The organism is Pseudomonas sp. BF-R-01, from assembly GCF_019946615.1.
In the GTDB taxonomy this organism is placed as follows: domain Bacteria; phylum Pseudomonadota; class Gammaproteobacteria; order Pseudomonadales; family Pseudomonadaceae; genus Aquipseudomonas; species Aquipseudomonas migulae.
Window position 1 is genome coordinate 82,203 of sequence record NZ_JAGYFX010000005.1, and the last position, 21,543, is coordinate 103,745.

The window sequence follows — 21,543 nt, forward strand, 5'->3', positions numbered from 1 at the left end:
AACGCGGCAGACGCGGAGGCGAGTAATAGAATGTTTTAAGTTGGTTTGATTAGTCTGTAGCTGGTCGTAGTTAAGTTATGTAGTTTGAATATTCATGCACTCATTTGATAATGGTTGAAAGGAATTGACTATGGTTATTGATAAAACAGGGAGCCTGGACTTGATGGCTTATTCCGATGCGTTCAACCGAGACTTCGCGCCACGGCAAACAAAGAACTCTCGACTTTACGCCTCTCAGGATCAGCAAGGCGCTGCCGGGTCGCTATTGGGCGGCAACCTGGTCAGCACGGCCAGAGGCGTGTCGCGTCAGGACAAGCGTGACGTCAACTCCAGCGTGCGTTATGCGCAGTGGTATGCGAGTCAGCAGCGCAATAGGGACACAGATCCGCAAGGCTGGTTTTCCTTGTTTGCCGTGGTGTTATGGGACTTGGGTTGGGAAATTGACGAACGCAGGGTTGTCGAGAAAAGTTACAGTCACTTTGCTGGAAAAGTAACTCAGATTTATTTGAACAGAATTGCCGCTGTTAATAGTCAGATGGCGATAGTTGCAAAAGACATGTTTGATTCATTGTTGGCTAATTCGTCGGCGCTTTGGTCATTGGCCACCGAAAGTCTGCGTGGCAGGGAGTTTTCCATTGCCCCCGCTGAATACGACAAACAAGGGAAATTATCACTGGACCTGAATGACTTTTCGCTTCGGGCGCTGGCGCAGCGGGAAGATTTCCTGTTTTGGGACTGGAAGGAGGGCAACGTGACGCTCACGCATCGAGCCGCCCCTTTCACCCTGAACAGGGCACGCTTCGATAAAGTCCGCCCGGAGTTGAACGATCGGCTCGACCGGATCGCTGACGCCATTTTCGAGTTTTATTCAGAGCGCCTGTGAGGGAGACCGCCTGATGGATTCAAGGTCGGAGCAAATGCGACACGTGGTCTTATGATGCTGCGCGGCAAAGCAGGCATAATACCGCTCGCCTCCGACGGGGGGCGCTCCCACTTCAGATCCGGTCATCCCTTTGAACGAACTCCCTATGTCCCGCGCTTTACGCCCCTCGGCCTGTCCGGGGCTGCTGCGTATCGTCCAGGCCAGAGACGGCGGTATCTGCCGGATAAAACTGGCGGGCGGCACCCTCACTTCCGAGCAGGCCAATGCTGTCGCCGAAGGTGCGCAGCGTTATGCCGGCTCAGTGATCGAGGCCACTAACCGGGCCAACCTGCAGATTCGCGGCATCGTCAAAGAGCAGGAAGCGTTGATCGAAAGTCTGCTCGCCGCAGGCCTTGGCCCTTCGCATGCGGCGGGCGACGATGTACGTAATCTGATGCTGAGCCCGAGCGCGGGTATCGATCGGCAGATGCTGTTCGACACGCGTGAATTGGCCGCACAGATCCTCGCCACCCTGCAAGGGCAAGAACGCTTTCACGACCTCAGCGCCAAATTCGCCGTGCAACTGGATGGCGGTGAACGCCTGGCGATGCTCGAACACCCCCACGATCTGTGGTTGTCCGCGGTCGAGCGAGAGGGCGAGCGATGGCTGGCTTTCGGTCTGGCGGGATGCCCCACCGATCAACCGGCCGGTCGTGTTCCACTGGAAGATGGCCACGCGCTGGTGGTCGCCGTGCTGGAGCTTTTCCTGGAACTGGCGGGACCTGAACACACGCGGATGCGCCACTTGCTGGTCGACGTCCCTCAAGCCGAATTTCTCGCTCGCCTCGCCGAGCGACTGCCTTTCCAGCCCGTTAGCATCTGGCAACGTTCAGTCAGTAACGAGGTGCTGCACATTGGCGCGCACCCGCAGGCGCAAGCCGGTCATGTCTATGTCGGGGGCGTGCCGCCTCTCGGACGACTCGATAGCACCATGCTTCGGGGCGCCGCTCGACTGGCGCAGGAATACGGCGATGCAACGCTGCGGTTCACGCCATGGCAAAGCCTGTTGTTGCCGAACATTCACCACGACAACGCCGATGAAGTCATCCGCCGCCTGCACGAGTTGGGCCTGGTCTGCGATGCCGGTCAGGCCTTGTCGCGGTTGATTGCCTGCACTGGCTCGACGGGCTGCGCCAAGGGCCTGGCCGATACCAAGCAGGACGCTCTGCAACTGGCCGCATTGCTGCAACGCCATGGTCAGCTGCTGAGCGTGCATCTGAGCGGTTGCCCGCGTTCCTGTGCCGCCGCGCACAGTGCGCCGGTCACTTTGCTGGCCGTCACCCCCGGTCATTACGACCTCTATTTTCGCGAAGCGGGGCAGCCGGGTTTCGGCGCCCTGCACGCACGCAACCTTACTATTGAAGCGGTCGACGCCTTGCTCGACGCCCGCTCACGGAGCCCCCTTGATGCTTGATTACATCCGCGACGGTCAGGAGATCTATCGCAACTCCTTCGCGATCATTCGTGCCGAGGCCAACCTCGAGCGAATCCCGGCCGATCTGGAAAAACTCGCGGTGCGGGTGATACACGCCTGCGGCATGGTCGATGCGATTGACGGCCTGCAATTTTCGGAAGGCGCGGGCAAGGCCGGGCGCGATGCTTTGGCCGCCGGTGCACCGATCCTGTGTGATGCGCGGATGGTCTCCGAAGGCGTGACCCGCACGCGTTTGCCGGCGAACAATGAAGTCATCTGCACCCTGCGCGATGAAAGCGTTCCGGAGCTTGCCCGTGAACTGGGCAACACCCGTTCCGCCGCCGCGCTGGAACTGTGGCGCCCGCACCTGGAAGGCAGCGTGGTGGTGATCGGCAACGCGCCGACCGCACTGTTTTATCTGCTGGAAATGCTCGACGCCGGCGCGCCGAAACCGGCGCTGATCCTTGGCTTCCCGGTAGGCTTCGTCGGTGCCGCCGAATCCAAGGCCGCACTCGCCGCCGACAGTCGCGGTGTGCCGTTTGTCATCATGCAAGGCCGGCTGGGCGGTAGCGCCATGGCAGCCGCCGCCGTCAATGCCCTCGCCACGGAGATCGAATGATGCAGCAACCTGGACGTTTGATCGGCCTCGGCGTCGGCCCCGGTGATCCGGAACTGATTACAGTCAAGGCCCTGCGCCTGCTGCGCGAATCGCCGGTGGTGGCGTACTTCGTTGCCAAGGGCAAAAAGGGCAACGCCTTCGGCATCATCGAAGCGCATTTGCAGGACGCTCAGACCCTGCTGCCGCTGGTGTATCCGGTGACCACCGAAGCCTTGCCGGCACCGCTTTCCTATGAACAGGTGATCAGCGATTTCTACGATGCGGCCGGCGAAGAACTCGCCGCGCACATGGATGCAGGCCGAGACGTGGCGGTGATCTGCGAAGGCGACCCGTTCTTCTACGGTTCCTACATGTACCTGCACGATCGCCTGGCCGAGCGATATGAGGCCGAAGTCGTGCCCGGTGTCTGTTCGATGCTCGGCGGCGCTTCGGTACTTGGCGCGCCGTTGGTGTATCGCAATCAAAGCCTGTCGGTGCTGTCCGGCGTGTTGCCGCACGACGACCTCAAGCGGCGTCTCGCCGATGCTGATGCGGCGGTGATTATGAAGCTGGGGCGCAACTTTCCCAAAGTCCGTCAGGTGCTGGAAGAACTCGGGTTGGCAGAACGTGCGTTGTACGTAGAGCGCGCGACCATGGTCAATCAGAAAATCGTGCCGCTGGATCAGGTCGAGCCAATGTCCTCGCCGTACTTCTCGCTGATCATCGTTCCGGGTGAAAGGTGGCAAGGCTGATGACTCGTCCAGTTCCGGCGATTGTCATTCTCGGCAATGGCAGCCTCGCGACCGCACGTAAAATTCAGCAGGTGTACCCGGGCGCCTTGATCCACGGTCTGGCCGAGCGGGTCGAGGGCGCGGACCGCATCTATCACGAGTTCGGCGCGACCCTGCGTGAGCTCTATCAGCAGGACACGCCGATCATTGCCCTGTGCGCCGCTGGCATTGTGATTCGCACTCTGGCGCCGTTGCTGCTGGAAAAGGGCGCCGAACCACCGGTGCTGGCCGTTGCTGAAGACGGCAGCGCAGTGGTGCCGTTGCTGGGCGGTCTGGGCGGCGTGAACGTGTTGGCGCGAGAAATTGCGGCTGCACTGGACGTGGCGGCGGCGATCACCACCAGTGGCGAATTGCGCTTCGGCACCTGCCTGCTCAATCCTCCCAGCGGTTATGCCCTGGGCGATCTCGAACTGGGCAAGCGCTTCGTTTCCGATTTGCTGGCCGGTGAAACGGTGCGCATCGAAGGCGCGGCCCCGTGGTTGGCGCAGGCGCAGTTGCCCGAGGACCCGCAGGCGCGGCTGGCCGTTCACGTCGGTCATACCGAGCGTACGCCGGCGGCCAACGAGCTGTTGATCTATCCGCGCAACGTGTTGGTGGCCGTCGGTACCGGCGTGGCCGATTTGCCGAGTGCGATTCGCGAGGCGTTGCATCAGGCAAAAATCGCCCTGCAATCGGTGGCCTGTCTGCTGGCCGCCGATAGCGAAATGTCGAGTGCGGCGCTGCGTGAAGCGGCGCTTGAGCTGGGTGTGCCGCTGCGTTTTGGCAACGATGTCGGCGCAGTCAGTGAGCTGGCACGCAACGCCCTCGGTCAGTCTGTGAAGATCTTCGGCGACGACACCCTTGCTATCGCAGTGGCCGAGCAACCTCTGGACCCATTGTCGATCGGGCGTCCTCGCGGTCGTCTGGCGGTGATCGGTCTTGGCCCTGGCGCTGCCGAGCTGATGGTGCCGGCGGTCAAGGCCGAACTGGCGCGCGCCAATGATGTGCTCGGTTATGAAACCTATGTGCGCATGGCCGGCCCGTTCCGTGCCGATCAAGTCATGCATTGCACCGACAACCGCGAAGAGATGCAGCGCGCACGTCATGCATTCGAACTGGCGGCACAAGGACGGTCTGTGGTGGTGGTTTCTTCTGGTGATCCGGGAGTGTTCGCCATGGCGGCTGCGGTGCTCGAAGCCCTTCACGAGTCCAGCGATGCCACGTGGCACAACGTCGATCTGGAAATTCTGCCGGGGGTTTCTGCTTCACTAGCGACGGCTGCTCAGGCCGGTGCGCCGCTGGGACATGACTTCTGTGTGTTGTCGCTGTCGGACAACCTCAAGCCCTGGGAGATCATCGAGAAGCGTCTGGACCTTGCATCACAGGCCGACCTCGCCCTGGCGTTCTACAACCCGATTTCACGGTCCCGTCCATGGCAACTTGGCCGGGCGCTGGAGATCGTCGCGCGATACCGCACACCTGCGACGCCGGTGGTGTTGGGGCGTGACATCGGTCGCCCAGGACAGACACTGCGAGTGACGACGCTTGGCCAGTTGACCCCGGACCAGGTGGATATGCGCACCATGGTCCTGGTGGGTTCGTCTACGACCTGCGTGTTTTCGCGTATGGGTGGTGGTGACTGGGTGTACACGCCGCGTTGGTATGGAGAAAAGCCTGCCACCTGAAGCGTTGCGCTTCGCTAAAAAAAGCCACGGCCGGGTTTGCACTCGATTTGCCGTGGCTTTTTCTTTGCGCTGTCGTAAAAAACATTCGCCGTAGGGTGTAGGTTAATTCCTGAATGAATAGAGGGTATTTATCTTCTAGCGCTTTTGGTGAGTCGGATTATTTACCTTTCTGTGTAAGTTTGGTTCTTGTTTTTTAATGGGGCGTGCAGGCGTGTGCGGATCTATTGGGGTTTGCCGTTGTTTGGTTTTTATTGATTTGTTGTAATTAATCATGGGTTGTTACATCTCGGTATTTATAGATTGTTTTGTGGCTTTTTTATAAGTTCTGGTGCTGTTGAATCTATTCGGTGGGTGCGATAGTTTTTCGACGGAGCCAGTTCGGCTTTTATATATATTTGAATTTAAGGTTTATAAGATGAATAAAATGAATGAAGCAGAAGCCAGTCTTTATTTCGATCAATGTCTTGAGCAGTGTCGAGCCAAGCTTGAACTTGCCGGTCCGAAAATCCAGGCGCGCTCTGCAGTAAAGTTGCCGATTGATCGGGATGAATTGAATGCCGCCATCATGGGCAGTGGCATCGTTGGTTTTCTGGAGGGGATGTCGAGGCGTAACAAACGCATTGTAAAAAACACCTACGCCTATGCCGATATTGCCTCAAAACTTCTATTTCCGGGGAAGGCAGAGAAGGTTGCTCGCTACGAGTGCTTTAAAAAATTGCTGTTTGCCACGGGCTGGACTGAGTATCACAGTGCGTTCACTCAGTACAAGTCAAGTACTGCCAAGTTGACGATGGATAATGTTGCGCTGGATATTGTTTATTCTGTCGCCGGTGGCGTTGCGGGTTCTGCTGGGGGCGCGTTGAAAGTTGTAGCGGAAAAAACCATTGAGGCGCTGAAAAAGCAACCTGATGCGGTCAAGCTATTTGAACGTCATGCTGTCGAATCCAGTGGTGCGAACTTCGGTGTGTCTGTGTGCAAACAAGACGAAGACGCTGAAGTTACGATGGCCGTAGGCACAGTGCGTTACGACTTATCGGTCAACAATACCAAAGTTATTTTTGTCGAATGGAACAGCTCTGACGTTGAGATGTATCAAGGTAAAGCGCTCTTTACCATTCATGAGGAGGACTTGCGCAAAGAGGCTGAGTGTATCAAATACCTCGACGATCTTCGCGAGGCTGTGTTCATGGAGTTTTCGCCTGTTTAAAAGAACCGGGTTGCCAGAGGCATCAAGCCTCTGGCATTCCATCGTCCTACGGCACCAGATACCCTTTCACACCGGTGAAAATGATCTGCGCCGCCAGTGCACACACAAACAACCCCATCAGGCGACTGACAATCTGCAAGCCCTGGTCGCCGAGAATGCGTTCGATGCGGTTCGACAGGTAAAGCACCACACCAACGGTAAAGCTGGCCAGGGCAATGCTGAGGATGGCGGTGAGCTTGTCATCCCAGTGGGGCTGGCTCACGCCCATCACCAGCAAGGCGCCGATGGTGCCGGGGCCTACGGTCAGCGGGATGGTCAGCGGGACGATGGTGACGTCCTGCTGCACGTTATCGGTCTGGACCGCCGACTTGCCTTGGGCCATGCCCAGTGCCGAGATAAACAGCACGCTGCCGGCACCGATGCGGAACGCATCCACGGTAATGCCGAAAACACTGAAAATGTACCGTCCGAACAAGTACAGCAAGACACTGGAAATCAGTGTGGCCGTTGCCACTTTCCAGGCCAGCCGCCGTTGTTCCTTGCGCGAATAACCGCGGGTCAGGCTGATGAAACAGGACAACACGAAGAACGGGCTGTAGAGCACCAGCATCTTCAGGTAAACGCTGAACAACACGTGGAGCATGATGCAGGCTCACTGGCGAGAGAAGTCGTGAGGGAGTCTATCAGGCGTTGCAGGGTCTGTCGGCTCAGGACGGTTGTGTTGCCGTCCGTTGCTGCTGATCGCGCTGGGCAACCCAATGTTCGATCAGCTCGCGCAACTGCGACAGCTCGACCGGTTTGGCCATGTGGCCGTCCATGCCGGCCTGACGTGCGCGCTCTTTATGCTCGGCGAGGATGTGTGCGGTCAATGCCACCACGGGGGTGCGAATCCGCTGGTTGCCAACTTCCCAGGCACGCAATTGCTGGGTGGCCGAGAAACCGTCGAGGATCGGCATTTCACAATCCATCAGCACCAGGTCGTAACGTTGGGCTTTCATTGCTTGCAAGGCTTCTTCGCCATTGCTGGCGGTGTCCGGTTGCAGGTTGAGTTTGCCCAGCATGCCGCGAATCACCTTGGTCGAGATGCTGTTGTCTTCGGCCACCAGAATGCGGAAGTCGCTGGGAACCTTGACCGGCAGGGTCGGGCCGGTGGATGGGAACTGTGATACCGCGAGGCCCTTGTTGCGCTGATTCAGCTCATCCGCCAGCGTGGTCTTCAGGGTGTAGCCGGCCACCGGTTTGGCGAGGATGCGTTTGATCCCGGAGTTGCGCGCGATGATCTTGCTCGGCGCATTGCTGATGCCCGTGAGCATGATCAGCAGGATGTCGTGGTTCAGGCTCGGGTCTTCCTTGATCTTGGCCGCCAGTTGCATGCCGGTCATGCCGGGCATGTTCTGGTCCAGCAGGACCACGTCGAAGTAATCGCGCAGGTGAGCCTTGGTGCGCAGCAGCGCCAGGGCTTCCTTGCCGGACGGCACCGCACTGACATTCAGGCCCCAGGCACTGCACTGCTGCACCAGCACCTTGCGGCAAGTGTCGTTGTCGTCCACCACCAATACCCGTGCGCCTTGCAGCGGGCCATCGAGGTCGGACGTCGGGTGTTCGAGGCGGTCGGGGTCCAGCGGCAAGGTCAGCCATAAGGTGCTGCCCTGGCTGGCGCCGCTCTTGATGCCGAATTCCCCTTGCATCAGGCGAATCAACTGACGGGCGATCACCAGCCCCAGGTTGCCGCCCAGGCGGGTGGTCGAGAGGAAGTTCTTGCTGTGCAGTTCGGCGTGCATCAACGCGTCGCGTTCTTCGGCATCCATCGGCTCGCCGCTGTCTTGTACGGCAATGCGCAAACGCGGTTTGGCCGTGCGCTCGTCGAGGGCGACGACAATCAGGATCTCGCCTTCGTCGGTTTTCTTCAGGGCGTTTTCCAGCAGGCTCAGCAGCGTCTGGCGCAGGCGTGTCGGGTCACCGCTGATGACCCGCGGCACCTGTGGCTGGATAAAGCTGATCAGCTCGACGTTCTGCTGTTCGGCCTTGGCGCGGAAGATGCTCAGGCAGTCTTCAATCAGTGCATTGAGATCGAACTGCACATCGTCGAGCTCGATCTGCCCGGATTCGAGCTTGGAGATGTCGAGAATCTCGTTGATCAGGGTCAGCAGTTCGTTGCCGGCGCTGTGAATGGTTTGCACGTAATCGCGCTGCTTGACCGAGAGTGGCGTGCCCAACAACAGTTCGGTCATGCCCAGCACGCCATTCATCGGGGTACGGATTTCATGACTGATCTTCGCCAGGAATTCGGCCTTGGCATTGATCTCGGCGTTGCTGGCGGCCAGATCGCGGCTGACGCTGAAACGGTCTTCGGTGATGCTGCGCTGGCGTTCGCTCAGGGCAATGCTCATCAACAGGCCGCTGATGCAAATGAACACCAGCAGGGCAATGATCAGGCCTTGCGGTTCTACCAGCGTCAGGCCCAGCAGCGCCGGCAGGATAATCAGCGTGCCGACGTTGAACACCACCATGGCGGCCACGAACAGTCGGGCCGGGCGATAGCCTTTTTGCCAGTGCCAGGCGCTGACGAACAACATCGTGAGGCCCGCGAGGGCGACCAGCGCGTAGGTGATGATGTTCAGCGGTAGCGTGTTGACGAACAACAGCAGCAGACCGCAAGCCACAATGAACAGGATGTCGCCCAGCAGCAGCTTGTTCAGCGGGTGCGGGCCGAGCGGGGCGAAGAAACGGTAGGCGAACATCAGCCCGCACGGTGCGGTCAGCAGCAGGGCGAGGTAAGCGCCCGGTGTTTGCACCGCATGCCAGTCCGACAGCCATGGGCCCGCGAGATTCAGCAGTAGCGCCAGGCTGATCATCAGCAGCGCTTCACAACCTGCCAGCCACAGGCTGCTGCGCGACCGGGTGTAAGCGTAACGGATCAGGTTGTGCAGGATCAGCATCCCGATGCAGCCGAACAGCAGACCGTAAATCAGCGTCTGGCTCTGATTGGCTGCGGTCATGATTGCCGATTGCAGGGTGATGTAAGGCCGCATCTGGTGGTCGGACACCAGGCGCAGGTAGACGTCGAGGGGTTTGTCGCTTTGCGGCAACGGCAACATGAAGTCGCTGTTGGGTAGTGGCCGTTCTGCCTGAGGCTGTTCGGTGCCGGTGTTCAATTGCTCGATCAGCTTGTCGCCGTCCAGCACATAAAGATTGAGGTGCGACAGGTCGGGAGCGAACACCCGCAGCAACTGCTCATGCTTGCCGGGTGCGAGCCTGAAGCGTAGCCAGAGTGCGCCACCGGGCTCGGCCGCGGTGAGGCGTTCGAGTTCGATGGGGCTGAATTGATTGGTGAAACGAGCGGAACGGATGTCGCTGAGTTGCAGGTCGCCCTGTTCGTCAAGCAATAGCGCCCAGCCACTGCCTTGCGCGGCCTGGGCCGAAAGCATGCAGAGCAGCGTCAGCAGCGTGACTGTGAAACCTATGGCAATCCTGAGCCAGCGCACGGCGAAATCCCTTCGTAGGTTGATGCCAGAATATAACTATGCGCGGCGCCGGAATAGTCCGGCAAGGGCCTGAATCCCAAGCCCTGCCGAATGGATCGCTTATTCCTGATTTTCGCCACGCTCACGGGCAATGGCACGGTAGCCAATGTCCTTGCGATAGAAGCAGCCTTCCCAGTCAATCTTCGCGGCCAGCTTGTAAGCCTGCTGCTGGGCAGCATCGACGCTGGCACCCATGGCAGTGGCGCAAAGCACCCGACCGCCGGCCGTCACCACTTGACCGTCCTTGAGCGCAGTACCGGCGTGGAAGACTTTGCCTTCCAGCGCTGCGGCTGCATCCAGACCGTTAATGGCGACGCCTTTAGCGTAGTCGCCAGGATAGCCGCCTGCCGCCAAAACAATACCGACGCTCGGACGTGGATCCCATTGGGCTTCGACCTTGTCCAGCGCTTGCGCCAGGGCCGCCTCGACCAGCAACACCAGGCTCGACTGCAAGCGCAGCATAACCGGTTGGGTCTCAGGGTCGCCGAAACGGCAGTTGAATTCGATGACTTTTGGGTTACCAGCCTTGTCGATCATCAGGCCAGCGTAGAGGAAGCCCGTGTAAACATTGCCTTCCTCGGCCATGCCGCGCACGGTCGGCCAGATCACCAGGTCCATGACGCGCTTGTGCACTTCGCTGGTAACGACTGGCGCAGGGGAGTAAGCACCCATGCCGCCGGTGTTCGGACCGGTGTCGCCGTCGCCGACGCGTTTGTGGTCCTGGCTGGTGGCCATCGGCAGTACGTTCTTGCCGTCGACCATGACGATGAAGCTGGCTTCTTCGCCGTCCAGGAATTCTTCGATGACCACGCGCGAACCGGCTTCGCCAAACGCGTTACCCGCGAGCATGTCGCGCACGGCGTCTTCGGCTTCGGCCAGTGTCATGGCAACGATCACGCCTTTACCGGCGGCCAGGCCATCGGCCTTGATCACGATCGGTGCGCCTTTTTCACGCAGATAAGCCAGGGCTGGCTCGATCTCGGTGAAGTTCTGGTAGTCGGCGGTCGGGATCTTGTGGCGTGCCAGGAAATCCTTGGTGAAGGCTTTCGAACCTTCCAGCTGCGCGGCGCCAGCGGTCGGACCGAAGCAGTCCAGGCCACGGGAGCGGAACAGGTCGACGACGCCGGCAACCAGCGGCACTTCCGGACCGACGATGGTCAGGGAAACGTTTTTCTCGGCGAAGTCGGCGAGTTGCTCCAGTGCGAGCACATCGATAGCGACGTTTTCGCACTTGGCTTCAATGGCGGTACCGGCGTTGCCCGGAGCCACGAAAACTTTCTGCACGCGCGGATCCTGAGCCACTTTCCAGGCCAGGGCGTGTTCACGGCCACCGCTGCCAATGATCAAAACATTCATTTCAAAAACCTCGGATGACGCTAATTCTGTTGAGTAGCCTGAGCTGTCTGGCTAACGGTGCGCGGCATTAGCTGCTGCGCTGACCCTGTAGGAGCGAGGCTTGCCCGCGAAGGCATCACCTCGGTATTGCAGTTGCACCGCGGCGTTCTCTTCGCGGGCAAACCTCGCTCCAACAAGAGCTGGATCAGTGACGGAAGTGGCGCATGCCGGTGAAGACCATGGCGATGCCGGCTTCATCAGCTGCTGCAATCACTTCGTTGTCACGCATCGAGCCGCCTGGCTGGATCACCGCAGTGATGCCGACCTTGGCCGCGTTGTCCAGGCCGTCGCGGAACGGGAAGAACGCGTCGGATGCCATGACCGAACCCGCCACCTGCAAGCCGGCATGTTCAGCCTTGATTGCGGCAATGCGCGCGGAGTTCACGCGGCTCATCTGGCCTGCGCCGACACCGATGGTCTGACGGTTCTTGGCGTAGACGATGGCGTTGGACTTGACGTACTTGGCGACTTTCCAGGCGAAGATCAGGTCGTGGATTTCCTGTTCGGTCGGTGCACGCTTGGTCACGACTTTCAGGTCATCGGCGCTGATCATGCCGATGTCGCGGCTCTGCACCAGCAGGCCACCGTTGACGCGTTTGTAGTCCCAGGCAGCAGCGCGGTCAGCCGACCACTCGCCGCAGGCCAGCAGGCGCACGTTGGCTTTTGCCGCGACGATGGCGCGGGCTTCTTCGCTGACGCTCGGGGCGATGATCACTTCGACGAACTGACGCTCGACGATCGCCTTGGCGGTCTCGGCATCCAGCTCGCGGTTGAAGGCGATGATGCCGCCGAACGCGGATTCAGTGTCGGTGGCGTAGGCCAGTTCGTAGGCCTGACGGATGCCGCCTTCGGCGTCCGGGCTCACGGCAACACCACACGGGTTGGCGTGCTTGACGATCACGCAGGCCGGCTTGACGAAGCTCTTCACACATTCCAGCGCGGCGTCGGTGTCGGCCACGTTGTTGTAGGACAGCTCCTTGCCTTGCAGTTGGGTCGCGGTGGCGATACCGACTTCGGCAGGCTTGGCTTCAACGTAGAACGCCGCGCTCTGGTGCGGGTTCTCGCCGTAGCGCATTTCCTGAGCCTTGATGAACTGGCTGTTGAAGGTGCGCGGGAACTCGCTGCGACCTTCGGTGCTGAGGGTGTCAGCGGCCTGGTTCACGGTGCCCATGTAGTTGGCGATCATGCCGTCGTAGGCGGCGGTGTGTTCGAAGGCCTTGAGCATCAGGTCGAAACGCTGAGCGTAGGTCAGGCCGCCGGCCTTCAGGCTTTCCAGCACGTTGGCGTAGTCGCTGGCATTCACCACGATGGCCACGTCTTTATGGTTTTTTGCCGCCGAACGGACCATGGTCGGGCCGCCGATGTCGATGTTCTCGATGGCGGTCGGCAGGTCACAGCCTGGCTTGTTGATGGTGGCTTCGAACGGGTACAGGTTGACGGCCACCAGATCGATCGGCTTGATGCCGTGTTCGTTCATGATCGCGTCGTCGATACCACGACGACCGAGGATACCGCCGTGGATTTTCGGGTGCAGGGTTTTCACCCGACCGTCCATCATTTCTGCGAAACCGGTGTAATCCGCGACTTCCACTGCGGCAACGCCGTTGTCACGCAGCAGCTTGAACGTTCCGCCGGTGGAGAGGATCTCGACGCCCAGGGCTTCAAGCTCTTTGGCGAATTCGAGGATCCCGGTCTTGTCGGAAACGCTGATCAAGGCGCGGCGGATCGGCAGGCGGGTAGTCTGGTCGGTCATTTCAATTTCCATCAAAAGCAAAGGAGTCAGCAAAAAAGGCGACCGTTTTTACGCGGGCGCCTTTCTGGTTTGATTGAATGCTTACAGCAAATCGTACTGCTTGAGTTTCTTGCGCAGGGTGCCTCGGTTCAGCCCGAGCAACTCGCTGGCCTTGGTCTGGTTACCCTTGACGTAGTTCATCACGCACTCGAGCAGGGGCGCCTCGACTTCGGAGAGCACCAGGTTGTACACATCCGTGACGGCAGCGCCCTCAAGGTGGGCGAAATAATTGTGCAGCGCCTTCTCGACACTCCCGCGAAGGGTCTGGCCTTCTTCGCTCGGCGTATTGAGGTGCTGTTTCAAATTCACGTTGTCGCTCACGGGTGTTGTTCCACTCACTAAAGTCTCGGTCATCATCGTCATGCGGCCACCTCTTCTCCGTCCCCTGTCAGGCTCTTGTAACGTTCGGCGAAGAAGCCCTGAACGTTGGCGCATTGTGCTTCCGTATCTTCCAAACGATTGAAGTGGGCGCGAAACTCCCTGGCGCCCGGCAAGGTTGCGAGATACCAGCCCACATGCTTCCGAGCGATCCGGACACCCATGACGTCTCCATAGAAGACGTGCAGTGCGGCCAGATGCTCTAGCAGAATGCGTTCCACCTCGATCAGGTCCAGCGCCGGGAGTTTCTCGCCGGTACGCAGGAAATGGTCGATCTCGCGAAAAATCCATGGCCGCCCCTGGGCAGCCCGTCCAACCAACAGTCCATCGGCACCGGTCGCGTCGAGCACGTAGCGGGCCTTTTCCGGCGAATCGATGTCGCCATTGGCGAAGACCGGCATCGACACCGCCTGCTTGATCGCGGCAATGGTGTCGTACTCGGCTTCACCGGTGTACAGATCGGCACGGGTGCGGCCATGGACCGCCAACGCCGTAATGCCTGCCTGTTCGGCGATCTTCGCCACCGTCAGACCGTTCTTGTTGTCCCGGTCCCAGCCGGTACGGATCTTCAAGGTAACCGGCACATCAACCGCAGCCACCACGGCCTGCAGGATCTCGGTCACCAGTGCTTCATCCTTCAACAATGCGGAACCGGCGGCCTTGTTGCAGACCTTCTTTGCCGGACAGCCCATGTTGATATCAATAATCTGTGCGCCCAGTTCGACGTTGGCCCTGGCCGCATCCGCCAGCATCTGTGCATCACCACCGGCGATCTGCACCGAGCGTGGCTCGGGATCACCTTCGTGGATCATGCGCATGCGCGATTTGCGGGTGTTCCACAAACTCATGTCGCTGGTGACCATTTCCGAGACTACAAGTCCTGCGCCCAGTCGCTTGCACAGCTGACGAAAGGGTTGGTCGGTGACACCCGCCATAGGGGCGAGAATCAAGCCGTTGTGCAATGTGTATGGACCGATGCGTACCGCCGACATAGGACTTTCCAGTTGTGGGGCCGGATCATGAGAGTTCGAAAAAGGGTTGGCATGATACCCGCTCTCGATGACTGGATAAAGGCTGAATTGAACAAAATCTGAACAGTTATTCTGTTATTGCCAGCAGTTTGGTATGAGCGGTCTCTGCCAGAAATGTGCCGTCAAACCCGTAACACTGAAGCGTTTCACTCGGGTGAGTGAAAGCTCAGGCTGTAGTTCACGGCTTTGGCGCCTGGGTCGAGGATGTCCAGGGCGATGTGGATCGGCGTTTGCGGCGGCATTTCCGCCATGCCTTCGAGATCGCCGTTGAGGTACTCGCCAGGCTTGAAGCGGCGGCTGGCGATCAGGTGACCGTTGAGGTCGGCAAAGCGCAGCTCCAGCAACGGGAACGGCTGGGAGAAGGGCGCGCGGTTGTAGATGATCGCGTCGACCACCAGCGCGCCATTGAATTCCGGATGGCTGCGTACCACCAGGTTGCTGCTCTTGATTTTCGCGATGTCGACTTTTGACGGCACGGTGCAGCCGATTTGCGGGCAGAACTGCTGGAACCACGGACGGTACTGATCCTGACGAGCCAGTTCGTCAAAATGGTAAGCGATGTATTGACCCGCGAGTGCGCCAGCGCCGAGCAGGATCAGCAGCAACCAGAAAAACCGTCGGCCCCAGGGCGAGCGGCGTTTTTGCCAGTCAAGTTGCAGCGGGTCATCGGTCAGCTCTTGCAGCACCTCGGCACGTACGCCCGGTTCGCTGCGTTCACGGCGTTTGCGCAGCGGCTCGATCGAAGGCAGGTCGTCGTCGATATCGTCACTGGCGTCGGTCGCTGACAGGCGTTCGTGATGGAGCGGGGCGTCGAGTGGATCGTTCAGGCGCAGTTGCGGCGGCAGAGTCTCGTCGTCCAGCTCCACGGGTTCCAGGGACAGCGAGGGTTCGGTGCGCGAAGGTTTGCTCGGCTCGATCGCCGGCTCGGGCGTGAGGGGGGCTTCGGCAGCTTCCGCCGCTTCGGCGCGATCGGCGGCGGACTCGCTGAACAGGCTGTCGGACCACGGCTCTTCGTCGTGCTCGGCGCTATCGCGGCGGGCGCTCAGGCTGTCTTCGCGGTGGCGGCCGAATTCGGTGGTCGGCTGGATTTCCCGCTGTTCCAGTCGAGCGAGTTCTTCATCCAGGTCCAGGCTGTCCAGGTCCAGTTCGGCGGCAGTCCACTGCTTCTGGCTGATGGCCCGAGGTTCTGGCTCGGCTGTCTCGACGATGGCCGGAGCCGCCGGGGGGATCACTTCCTTGCCTGCCTGCTCAAGCAGTTGCTTGGCGGCGTTGAACACCTGCAGGCACGAGCCGCAACGAACCACTCCACGGGCCACGCTCAACTGAGCATGGCTGACGCGGAAGCTGGTTTGGCAATGCGGGCACTGGGTGACGAAGCTGTCGGTCATGCGGCGATCCGGATTATGCAGGCGCTCATTCTAGCGCCGACGGCCAGTGATGCGCACCCAGCCATCGCGATTGGCGATCGGGTCCAGATCGAAGTCCTGCGCGTAGGCGGCGGCTACTTCATCACCTTGCTCGGCGAGGATGCCCGACAGCGCCAGGCGACCACCCGGCTTGACCAGGCTCGACAGTTGCGGTGCGAGGGAGACCAGCGGGCCGGCGAGGATGTTGGCCACCAGCACGTCGGCCTTAACCTGTGGCAGATCTTCCGGCAGATACAGCGGGAAGAGCGCATCGGCGATGTTGTTGCGACCGGCGTTGTCGCGCGAGGCTTCCAGCGCCTGCACGTCGATGTCAGTGCCGACGGCTTCCTTGGCGCCGAGCAGCAGGGCGGCAATCGCCAGGATCCCCGAGCCGCAACCGAAGTCCAGCACGTTGCAGCCTTTCAGGTCCTGACCGTCGAGCCATTCCAGGCACAGCGCGGTGGTCGGGTGCGTGCCGGTGCCGAACGCGAGGCCCGGATCCAGCAGAATGTTCACGGCGTCGGGTTCAGGCGCGGCGTGCCAGCTCGGCACGATCCACAGGCGTTGGCCGAAGCGCATTGGCTGGAAATCGTCCATCCAGCTGCGTTCCCAGTCCTGGTCTTCGATGACTTCGCTGTGATGCTCGGGCAGCGGGCTGCCGGTCAGCAGCTCCAGATGTGCCAGGACCGAAGCGGCTTCGGTGCCGCCTTCGAACAGGGCCAGCAGGTGAGTGTGCGACCACAGCGGGGTGGTGTTGAGTTCCGGCTCGAAGATCGGCTGGTCTTCGGCGTCCATGAAAGTCACCGACACGGCGCCCACTTCAAGGAAAGCGTCTTCGTAGGTTTCGGCTTGTTCTGGGCTGATGGCGAGACGGACTTGCAGCCAAGGCATGGCGGGCACCTTTGAAAAATATTGATTGCAGCCTAGCGGGCTGCGAGAAGCGCGCAAGTTTACGCGAGCGCGAAGGGTTTGTGGGAGTGGCTTGCCCCTGCAGTTCACTGTGGGAGTGAGCCTGCTCGCGATAGCGGTGTGTCAGCTACATGAATGTTGAAAGGGGCGCCGCCATCGCGAGCAGGCTCGCTCCCACAGGTATTAAGTGCTGCCCAGCATCGGATGAAACCTTCAGAAACAACAAAGCCGCCCGAAGGCGGCTTTGTTGATCAGGCTAAAAGCTTAGTGCTTTTCGCCAGCCAGCTTGTGTTCCAGGTAGTGAATGTTCACACCACCTTTGCAGAAGCCTTCATCGCGGGTCAGGTCGCGGTGCAACGGGATGTTGGTCTTGATCCCGTCGACAACGATTTCGTCCAGCGCATTGCGCATGCGCGCCATGGCTTCGTCACGGGTTGCGCCGTAGGTGATCAGCTTGCCGATCAACGAATCGTAGTTCGGCGGAACGGCATAGCCGCTGTACAGGTGCGAATCGACGCGAACGCCGTTGCCGCCTGGAGCGTGGAAATGCTTGACCGTGCCTGGGCTTGGCATGAAGGTTTTCGGGTCTTCGGCGTTGATCCGGCATTCCAGCGCGTGACCGCGGATGACCACGTCATCCTGGGTGAACGACAGCTTGTTGCCGGCGGCGATGCTGAGCATCTCCTTGACGATGTCGATACCAGTGACCATTTCCGAAACCGGGTGCTCTACCTGGACACGAGTGTTCATCTCGATGAAGTAGAAGTGACCGTTTTCGTAAAGGAACTCAAAGGTGCCGGCGCCGCGGTAGCCGATGTCGATGCACGCCTTGACGCAGCGAGCGAGGACTTCCTGGCGTGCTTTCTCGTCGATGCCCGGTGCCGGCGCTTCTTCGAGAACCTTCTGGTGACGACGTTGCAGCGAGCAATCGCGGTCGCCCAGATGAATGGCGTGGCCCTGGCCGTCGGAAAGCACCTGAACTTCCACGTGACGTGGGTTGGTCAGGAATTTTTCCAGATAGACCATCGGGTTGCCGAACGCCGCGCCTGCTTCGGAGCGGGTCAGTTTCGCCGAGGAGATCAGGTCTTCTTCGCTATGCACAACGCGCATGCCGCGACCACCACCGCCGCCAGCGGCTTTGATGATCACCGGGTAACCGACTTCGCGACCGATGCGCAGAGCGGTTTCTTCGTCTTCCGGCAGCGGGCCGTCAGAACCCGGAACGGTTGGAACGCCAGCAGCGATCATCGCGTGCTTGGCCGATACCTTGTCGCCCATCAGGCGAATGGTCTCGGCTTTCGGACCAATGAAAGCGAAGCCGGAGTTCTCGACCTGCTCAGCGAAATCAGCGTTTTCCGCAAGGAAACCGTAGCCTGGGTGAATGGCGGTGGCGCCGGTCACTTCAGCCGCGGCGATGATTGCCGGGATGTGCAGGTAAGAGTGGGCGGCCGATGCCGGACCGATGCAGACGGACTCGTCTGCCAGGCCCAGGTGCATCAGCTCTTTGTCGGCCTTGGAGTAAACGGCGACGGTCTTGATGCCCATCTCTTTGCAGGCACGCAGAATCCGCAGTGCGATCTCACCGCGGTTGGCGATCAGAACTTTTTCCAACTTCGCAGTCATCAAAGTTTCTCCGCGGTTCAAACGATGGTGAACAGCGGTTGGTCGTACTCAACCGGCTGGCCGTCTTCGACGAGGATGGATTCGATCACACCGCTGGTTTCAGCTTCGATGTGGTTCATCATCTTCATGGCTTCGACGATGCACAGGGTGTCGCCTTTCTTCACGGTCTGGCCGACTTCAACGAAGGACGGCGAGCTTGGCGAAGATTTGCGATAGAAGGTGCCGACCATTGGCGAACGGGCAACGGCGCCGTTCAGGGCAGGGGCGGACGGTGCAGCAGGAGCGGCAGCGGCGGCAACCGGGGCAGCAGCGGCAGGCGCTGGAGCCGGAGCGTGCATTGGCGCCGGAGCGTAGTATTGCTGAGCCGGGGTTTTGCTATGACGGCTGATGCGAACGGACTCTTCGCCTTCCTTGATCTCGAGCTCGTCGATGCCGGACTCTTCCAGCAGTTCGATCAGTTTCTTAACTTTACGGATATCCATGAATCATCAACTCCCAAGGGTCGGTCAGGGGCGTATAGCTTGTTGTTCAAGCTGCTCTAGTGCAGCCTCCAGGGCCAGTCGATAACCGCTGGCGCCAAGGCCGCAGATCACTCCCACCGCTACGTCGGAGAAGTAAGAGTGATGGCGGAAAGGTTCGCGTTTGTGCACGTTAGACAAATGCACTTCGATGAATGGGATGCTCACCGCCAGCAGCGCGTCACGTAATGCGACACTTGTGTGTGTAAAAGCTGCTGGATTGATCAGAATGAAGTCCACACCTTCGCTGCGGGCAGCGTGGATGCGGTCGATCAATTCGTACTCGGCGTTGCTTTGCAGGTGCAGCAAATGATGGCCGGCTTCACGAGCGCGGCGTTCCAGGTCCTGATTGATCTGCGCCAGTGTCGTAGCGCCATAGGTGCCCGGTTCACGGGTGCCGAGCATGTTCAGGTTGGGGCCGTGCAGAACCAATAGGGTCGCCATCTGCTGTTCCTCGTTATCCGTGTGCATTTGTCAGAACCCGGCGACTATGCCGCAAAGCCTTTGTGACTGTCCAGTTCTATGCAATAGCCAGCACGATGGCCGATGTTTGCGCGAAATATGTGACCGGGTGATTAAATCCGGTCATTTGCTTTCGATACACGTTCGGCGAAGTCCGTGGCGCTGATTTCGCCGATCACTCGTACATCGGTGCGTTCGACACCGTCCTTGCCAAAAAACATCAGCGCCGGTGGGCCGAATAGTGTGTAGCGGTCGAGGAGGGCGCGTTGCTCGGCGTTGCTGGCGGTGATGTCGAAGCGAATCAGCCGATACCCCTTGAGGCGTTCGACGACCTGCGCGTCGTTAAGCACTTTGTGTTCGATGACTTTGCAGCTGATGCACCAGTCGGCGTACCAGTCGAGCAGCAGCGGGGTGCCGGAGGATTTGGCTTCGGCGAGGACGCGATCGAGTTCGGCCGGAGTCGTGACGGTTTGCCAGTCGCTGGTGTTCTGCGATTGCTCGTTGCTGCTGACGACACGCGGCTGGCCGATCGGGTTGAACGGATCGGTCTGGCCACTGAAGGCGCCATACCAGCAGGCCAGTGCATAAAACAGCAGGAACATCCCGAGCAACTGGCCCAGGCGTTTTCGCGGAGGTTTGTAGACGAACTCCAGCGCGCCCATGAACAAACCGACACCGCCGGCCAGCAAGCCGATCAGCAACAAAGTGATCTGCCCCGGCAGCACGCGACTGAGCAGGCCGATCGCCAGACCCAGCAACAACACGCCAATCGCGTTTTTCACGTAGACCAGCCATGGTCCGCTTTTCGGCAGCCAGGCGGCGCCGCCAGTGGCCACCAGCAACAGCGGTGCGCCCATGCCGAGGCCGAGCATGAACAGTTTCAAGCTGCCGCCCAACGCATCGCCACTGGCGCTGATGTACAGCAGCGCGCCGGCCAGCGGTGCCGAGACGCAGGGTGAAACCAACAGACTGGAAACCACGCCCAGCACCGCCGCGCCCCACAACGAACCGCCTTCGGTGCGCCCGGCAATTCGGTCCAGCCGACTGCTGATCGCGTGCGGCAACTTGAGTTCGAAGACACCGAACATCGCCAGGGCAAACAGCGCAAAAAACATTGCGAACGGCACCAGTACCCACGCCGATTGCAGCCGCGCCTGAAGGTTGAGCTGCGCGCCGAACATCCCCATCAACGCACCGAGCAGGGCGAAGCAGGCGGCCATCGGCAGCACGTAAGCGAGCGAAAGGTTGAAGCCGCGCAAGCCACCCACCTGGCCGCGCAACACCACGCCGGAGAGGATCGGCAGCATCGGCAGCACGCAAGGGGTGAAGGTCAGGCCAAGGCCCGCAAGGAAGAACAATGCCAGCTCCCGCCAGCTCCAACTCGTGGTGGCGCCGCCACTGCCGTCGATACTCAGGCGTTCGGTCTCGGGCGGATAGCACAGGCCTTTGTCGGCACACCCTTGATAGGTCACCGCCAGCGTGAAGGCGCGTTGATCGCTGCGCGGCAGTTCGACATCGAGAATCCCGTGGTAAACCTCGACGTCGCCGAAGTATTCATCGTGTTTCTGCTCGCCTTTGGGCAGCTGTGCCGGGCCGACTACGATCTCGGCAGGGTCGGCGCGAAACTGAAAGCGATGGCGGTAGAGGTAATAACCTTCGGTGGCGACGAAACGCAGCTTGATCGATTGTGGCGTGCTGTCTATCAGGCTCAGTTGAAAGGCTTCGCGCACCGGCAGGAAGTCGGCGCTGTTGTTGATCGAGCCCAGGGTGGAACTGGGTCGACTCTCCAGCAAACCGGCGGCGGTGGCCGGCAGGGCGAGCACTAAAAGCAGCAGGCAGAGCAAACGGCGCATGACGATCTCGCGTATCGGAATTGGGGGCATGATAGCGGACAGTTGCACGGATTGCC

The 21,543-nt window shown here is 60.0% G+C and carries 18 protein-coding genes; 6 read left to right on the top strand and 12 right to left on the bottom strand.

Going from position 1 to position 21,543, the window contains the following annotated elements:
• Positions 1-130 precede the first annotated feature (130 nt).
• The 6 genes from KGB27_RS03945 (at position 131) to KGB27_RS03970 (ending at position 6,596) form a co-directional block, all read left to right on the top strand.
• A complete protein-coding gene (locus tag KGB27_RS03945) occupies positions 131-883 on the top strand; it encodes a hypothetical protein (RefSeq protein WP_223480361.1) in 753 nt (250 codons plus the stop codon).
• A 145-nt stretch (positions 884-1,028) separates the two neighbouring features.
• On the top strand, positions 1,029-2,336 hold the full coding sequence (gene cobG / locus KGB27_RS03950; protein ID WP_223553261.1) for a precorrin-3B synthase: 1,308 nt from the start codon (positions 1,029-1,031) through the stop codon (positions 2,334-2,336).
• On the top strand, positions 2,329-2,955 hold the full coding sequence (locus tag KGB27_RS03955; RefSeq protein ID WP_008038718.1) for a precorrin-8X methylmutase: 627 nt from the start codon (positions 2,329-2,331) through the stop codon (positions 2,953-2,955). Before cobG ends, KGB27_RS03955 begins: the two co-directional genes overlap by 8 nt.
• Positions 2,955-3,686, top strand: a complete 732-nt coding sequence (locus KGB27_RS03960) for a precorrin-2 C(20)-methyltransferase (RefSeq protein ID WP_223553278.1) — start codon at positions 2,955-2,957, stop codon at positions 3,684-3,686. The genes KGB27_RS03955 and KGB27_RS03960 overlap by 1 nt, the downstream gene beginning before the upstream one ends.
• The gene (gene cobJ, locus KGB27_RS03965; protein ID WP_223553262.1) at positions 3,686-5,389 is read left to right on the top strand and encodes a precorrin-3B C(17)-methyltransferase; all 1,704 of its coding nucleotides are present in this window, start codon (positions 3,686-3,688) and stop codon (positions 5,387-5,389) included. The genes KGB27_RS03960 and cobJ overlap by 1 nt, the downstream gene beginning before the upstream one ends.
• A 415-nt stretch (positions 5,390-5,804) precedes the next feature.
• Entirely contained in the window at positions 5,805-6,596 is a 792-nt protein-coding gene (locus KGB27_RS03970; RefSeq protein WP_223553265.1) for a hypothetical protein, read from the top strand.
• Between the two features lie 46 nt (positions 6,597-6,642).
• Here the strand turns inward: KGB27_RS03970 and KGB27_RS03975 are convergent, their stop codons facing one another.
• The 12 genes from KGB27_RS03975 to KGB27_RS04030 all read right to left on the bottom strand — a co-directional run bounded on the left by KGB27_RS03975 (position 6,643) and on the right by KGB27_RS04030 (position 21,487).
• Entirely contained in the window at positions 6,643-7,239 is a 597-nt protein-coding gene (locus KGB27_RS03975) for a MarC family protein (RefSeq protein WP_008031249.1), read from the bottom strand.
• Between the two features lie 64 nt (positions 7,240-7,303).
• A complete protein-coding gene (locus tag KGB27_RS03980) occupies positions 7,304-10,081 on the bottom strand; it encodes a hybrid sensor histidine kinase/response regulator (protein WP_207284765.1) in 2,778 nt (925 codons plus the stop codon).
• Positions 10,082-10,180: 99 nt separating this feature from the next.
• Entirely contained in the window at positions 10,181-11,476 is a 1,296-nt protein-coding gene (gene purD, locus KGB27_RS03985) for a phosphoribosylamine--glycine ligase (protein WP_008038723.1), read from the bottom strand.
• A 184-nt stretch (positions 11,477-11,660) separates the two neighbouring features.
• Entirely contained in the window at positions 11,661-13,268 is a 1,608-nt protein-coding gene (gene purH / locus KGB27_RS03990) for a bifunctional phosphoribosylaminoimidazolecarboxamide formyltransferase/IMP cyclohydrolase (RefSeq protein ID WP_008038724.1), read from the bottom strand.
• Between the two features lie 81 nt (positions 13,269-13,349).
• Positions 13,350-13,670 (bottom strand): DNA-binding transcriptional regulator Fis, encoded by a 321-nt coding sequence (fis, locus tag KGB27_RS03995; RefSeq protein ID WP_007907419.1) that lies wholly within the window; start codon positions 13,668-13,670, stop codon positions 13,350-13,352.
• Complete coding sequence (dusB, locus tag KGB27_RS04000; RefSeq protein ID WP_008031257.1) at positions 13,667-14,677, bottom strand: tRNA dihydrouridine synthase DusB; 1,011 nt, start codon at positions 14,675-14,677, stop codon at positions 13,667-13,669. Before dusB ends, fis begins: the two co-directional genes overlap by 4 nt.
• Positions 14,678-14,862: 185 nt before the next feature.
• Complete coding sequence (locus tag KGB27_RS04005) at positions 14,863-16,104, bottom strand: DUF3426 domain-containing protein (protein WP_223553268.1); 1,242 nt, start codon at positions 16,102-16,104, stop codon at positions 14,863-14,865.
• 30 nt (positions 16,105-16,134) lie between these two features.
• Positions 16,135-17,013, bottom strand: coding sequence for a 50S ribosomal protein L11 methyltransferase (prmA, locus tag KGB27_RS04010; RefSeq protein WP_223449964.1), 879 nt, complete (start codon positions 17,011-17,013; stop codon positions 16,135-16,137).
• A 282-nt stretch (positions 17,014-17,295) separates the two neighbouring features.
• Entirely contained in the window at positions 17,296-18,654 is a 1,359-nt protein-coding gene (accC, locus tag KGB27_RS04015; RefSeq protein ID WP_008038726.1) for an acetyl-CoA carboxylase biotin carboxylase subunit, read from the bottom strand.
• A gap of 17 nt (positions 18,655-18,671) precedes the next feature.
• Complete coding sequence (gene accB, locus KGB27_RS04020; protein ID WP_008038728.1) at positions 18,672-19,136, bottom strand: acetyl-CoA carboxylase biotin carboxyl carrier protein; 465 nt, start codon at positions 19,134-19,136, stop codon at positions 18,672-18,674.
• Between the two features lie 24 nt (positions 19,137-19,160).
• Positions 19,161-19,616, bottom strand: a complete 456-nt coding sequence (gene aroQ / locus KGB27_RS04025; protein ID WP_008031265.1) for a type II 3-dehydroquinate dehydratase — start codon at positions 19,614-19,616, stop codon at positions 19,161-19,163.
• Between the two features lie 131 nt (positions 19,617-19,747).
• A complete protein-coding gene (locus KGB27_RS04030) occupies positions 19,748-21,487 on the bottom strand; it encodes a protein-disulfide reductase DsbD (RefSeq protein ID WP_223553271.1) in 1,740 nt (579 codons plus the stop codon).
• Positions 21,488-21,543 lie beyond the last annotated feature (56 nt).

Bases quoted from the DNA above. Each gene is read 5' to 3' on its own strand.
- KGB27_RS03945 (WP_223480361.1), top strand. From the start codon at position 131: ATGGTTATTGATAAAACAGGGAGCCTGGACTTGATGGCTTATTCCGAT.
- cobG (WP_223553261.1), top strand. From the start codon at position 1,029: ATGTCCCGCGCTTTACGCCCCTCGGCCTGTCCGGGGCTGCTGCGTATC.
- KGB27_RS03955 (WP_008038718.1), top strand. From the start codon at position 2,329: ATGCTTGATTACATCCGCGACGGTCAGGAGATCTATCGCAACTCCTTC.
- KGB27_RS03960 (WP_223553278.1), top strand. From the start codon at position 2,955: ATGCAGCAACCTGGACGTTTGATCGGCCTCGGCGTCGGCCCCGGTGAT.
- cobJ (WP_223553262.1), top strand. From the start codon at position 3,686: ATGACTCGTCCAGTTCCGGCGATTGTCATTCTCGGCAATGGCAGCCTC.
- KGB27_RS03970 (WP_223553265.1), top strand. From the start codon at position 5,805: ATGAATAAAATGAATGAAGCAGAAGCCAGTCTTTATTTCGATCAATGT.
- KGB27_RS03975 (WP_008031249.1), bottom strand. From the start codon at position 7,239: ATGCTCCACGTGTTGTTCAGCGTTTACCTGAAGATGCTGGTGCTCTAC.
- purD (WP_008038723.1), bottom strand. From the start codon at position 11,476: ATGAATGTTTTGATCATTGGCAGCGGTGGCCGTGAACACGCCCTGGCC.
- purH (WP_008038724.1), bottom strand. From the start codon at position 13,268: ATGACCGACCAGACTACCCGCCTGCCGATCCGCCGCGCCTTGATCAGC.
- fis (WP_007907419.1), bottom strand. From the start codon at position 13,670: ATGACGATGATGACCGAGACTTTAGTGAGTGGAACAACACCCGTGAGC.
- dusB (WP_008031257.1), bottom strand. From the start codon at position 14,677: ATGTCGGCGGTACGCATCGGTCCATACACATTGCACAACGGCTTGATT.
- KGB27_RS04005 (WP_223553268.1), bottom strand. From the start codon at position 16,104: ATGACCGACAGCTTCGTCACCCAGTGCCCGCATTGCCAAACCAGCTTC.
- prmA (WP_223449964.1), bottom strand. From the start codon at position 17,013: ATGCCTTGGCTGCAAGTCCGTCTCGCCATCAGCCCAGAACAAGCCGAA.
- accC (WP_008038726.1), bottom strand. From the start codon at position 18,654: ATGACTGCGAAGTTGGAAAAAGTTCTGATCGCCAACCGCGGTGAGATC.
- accB (WP_008038728.1), bottom strand. From the start codon at position 19,136: ATGGATATCCGTAAAGTTAAGAAACTGATCGAACTGCTGGAAGAGTCC.
- aroQ (WP_008031265.1), bottom strand. From the start codon at position 19,616: ATGGCGACCCTATTGGTTCTGCACGGCCCCAACCTGAACATGCTCGGC.
- KGB27_RS04030 (WP_223553271.1), bottom strand. From the start codon at position 21,487: ATGCGCCGTTTGCTCTGCCTGCTGCTTTTAGTGCTCGCCCTGCCGGCC.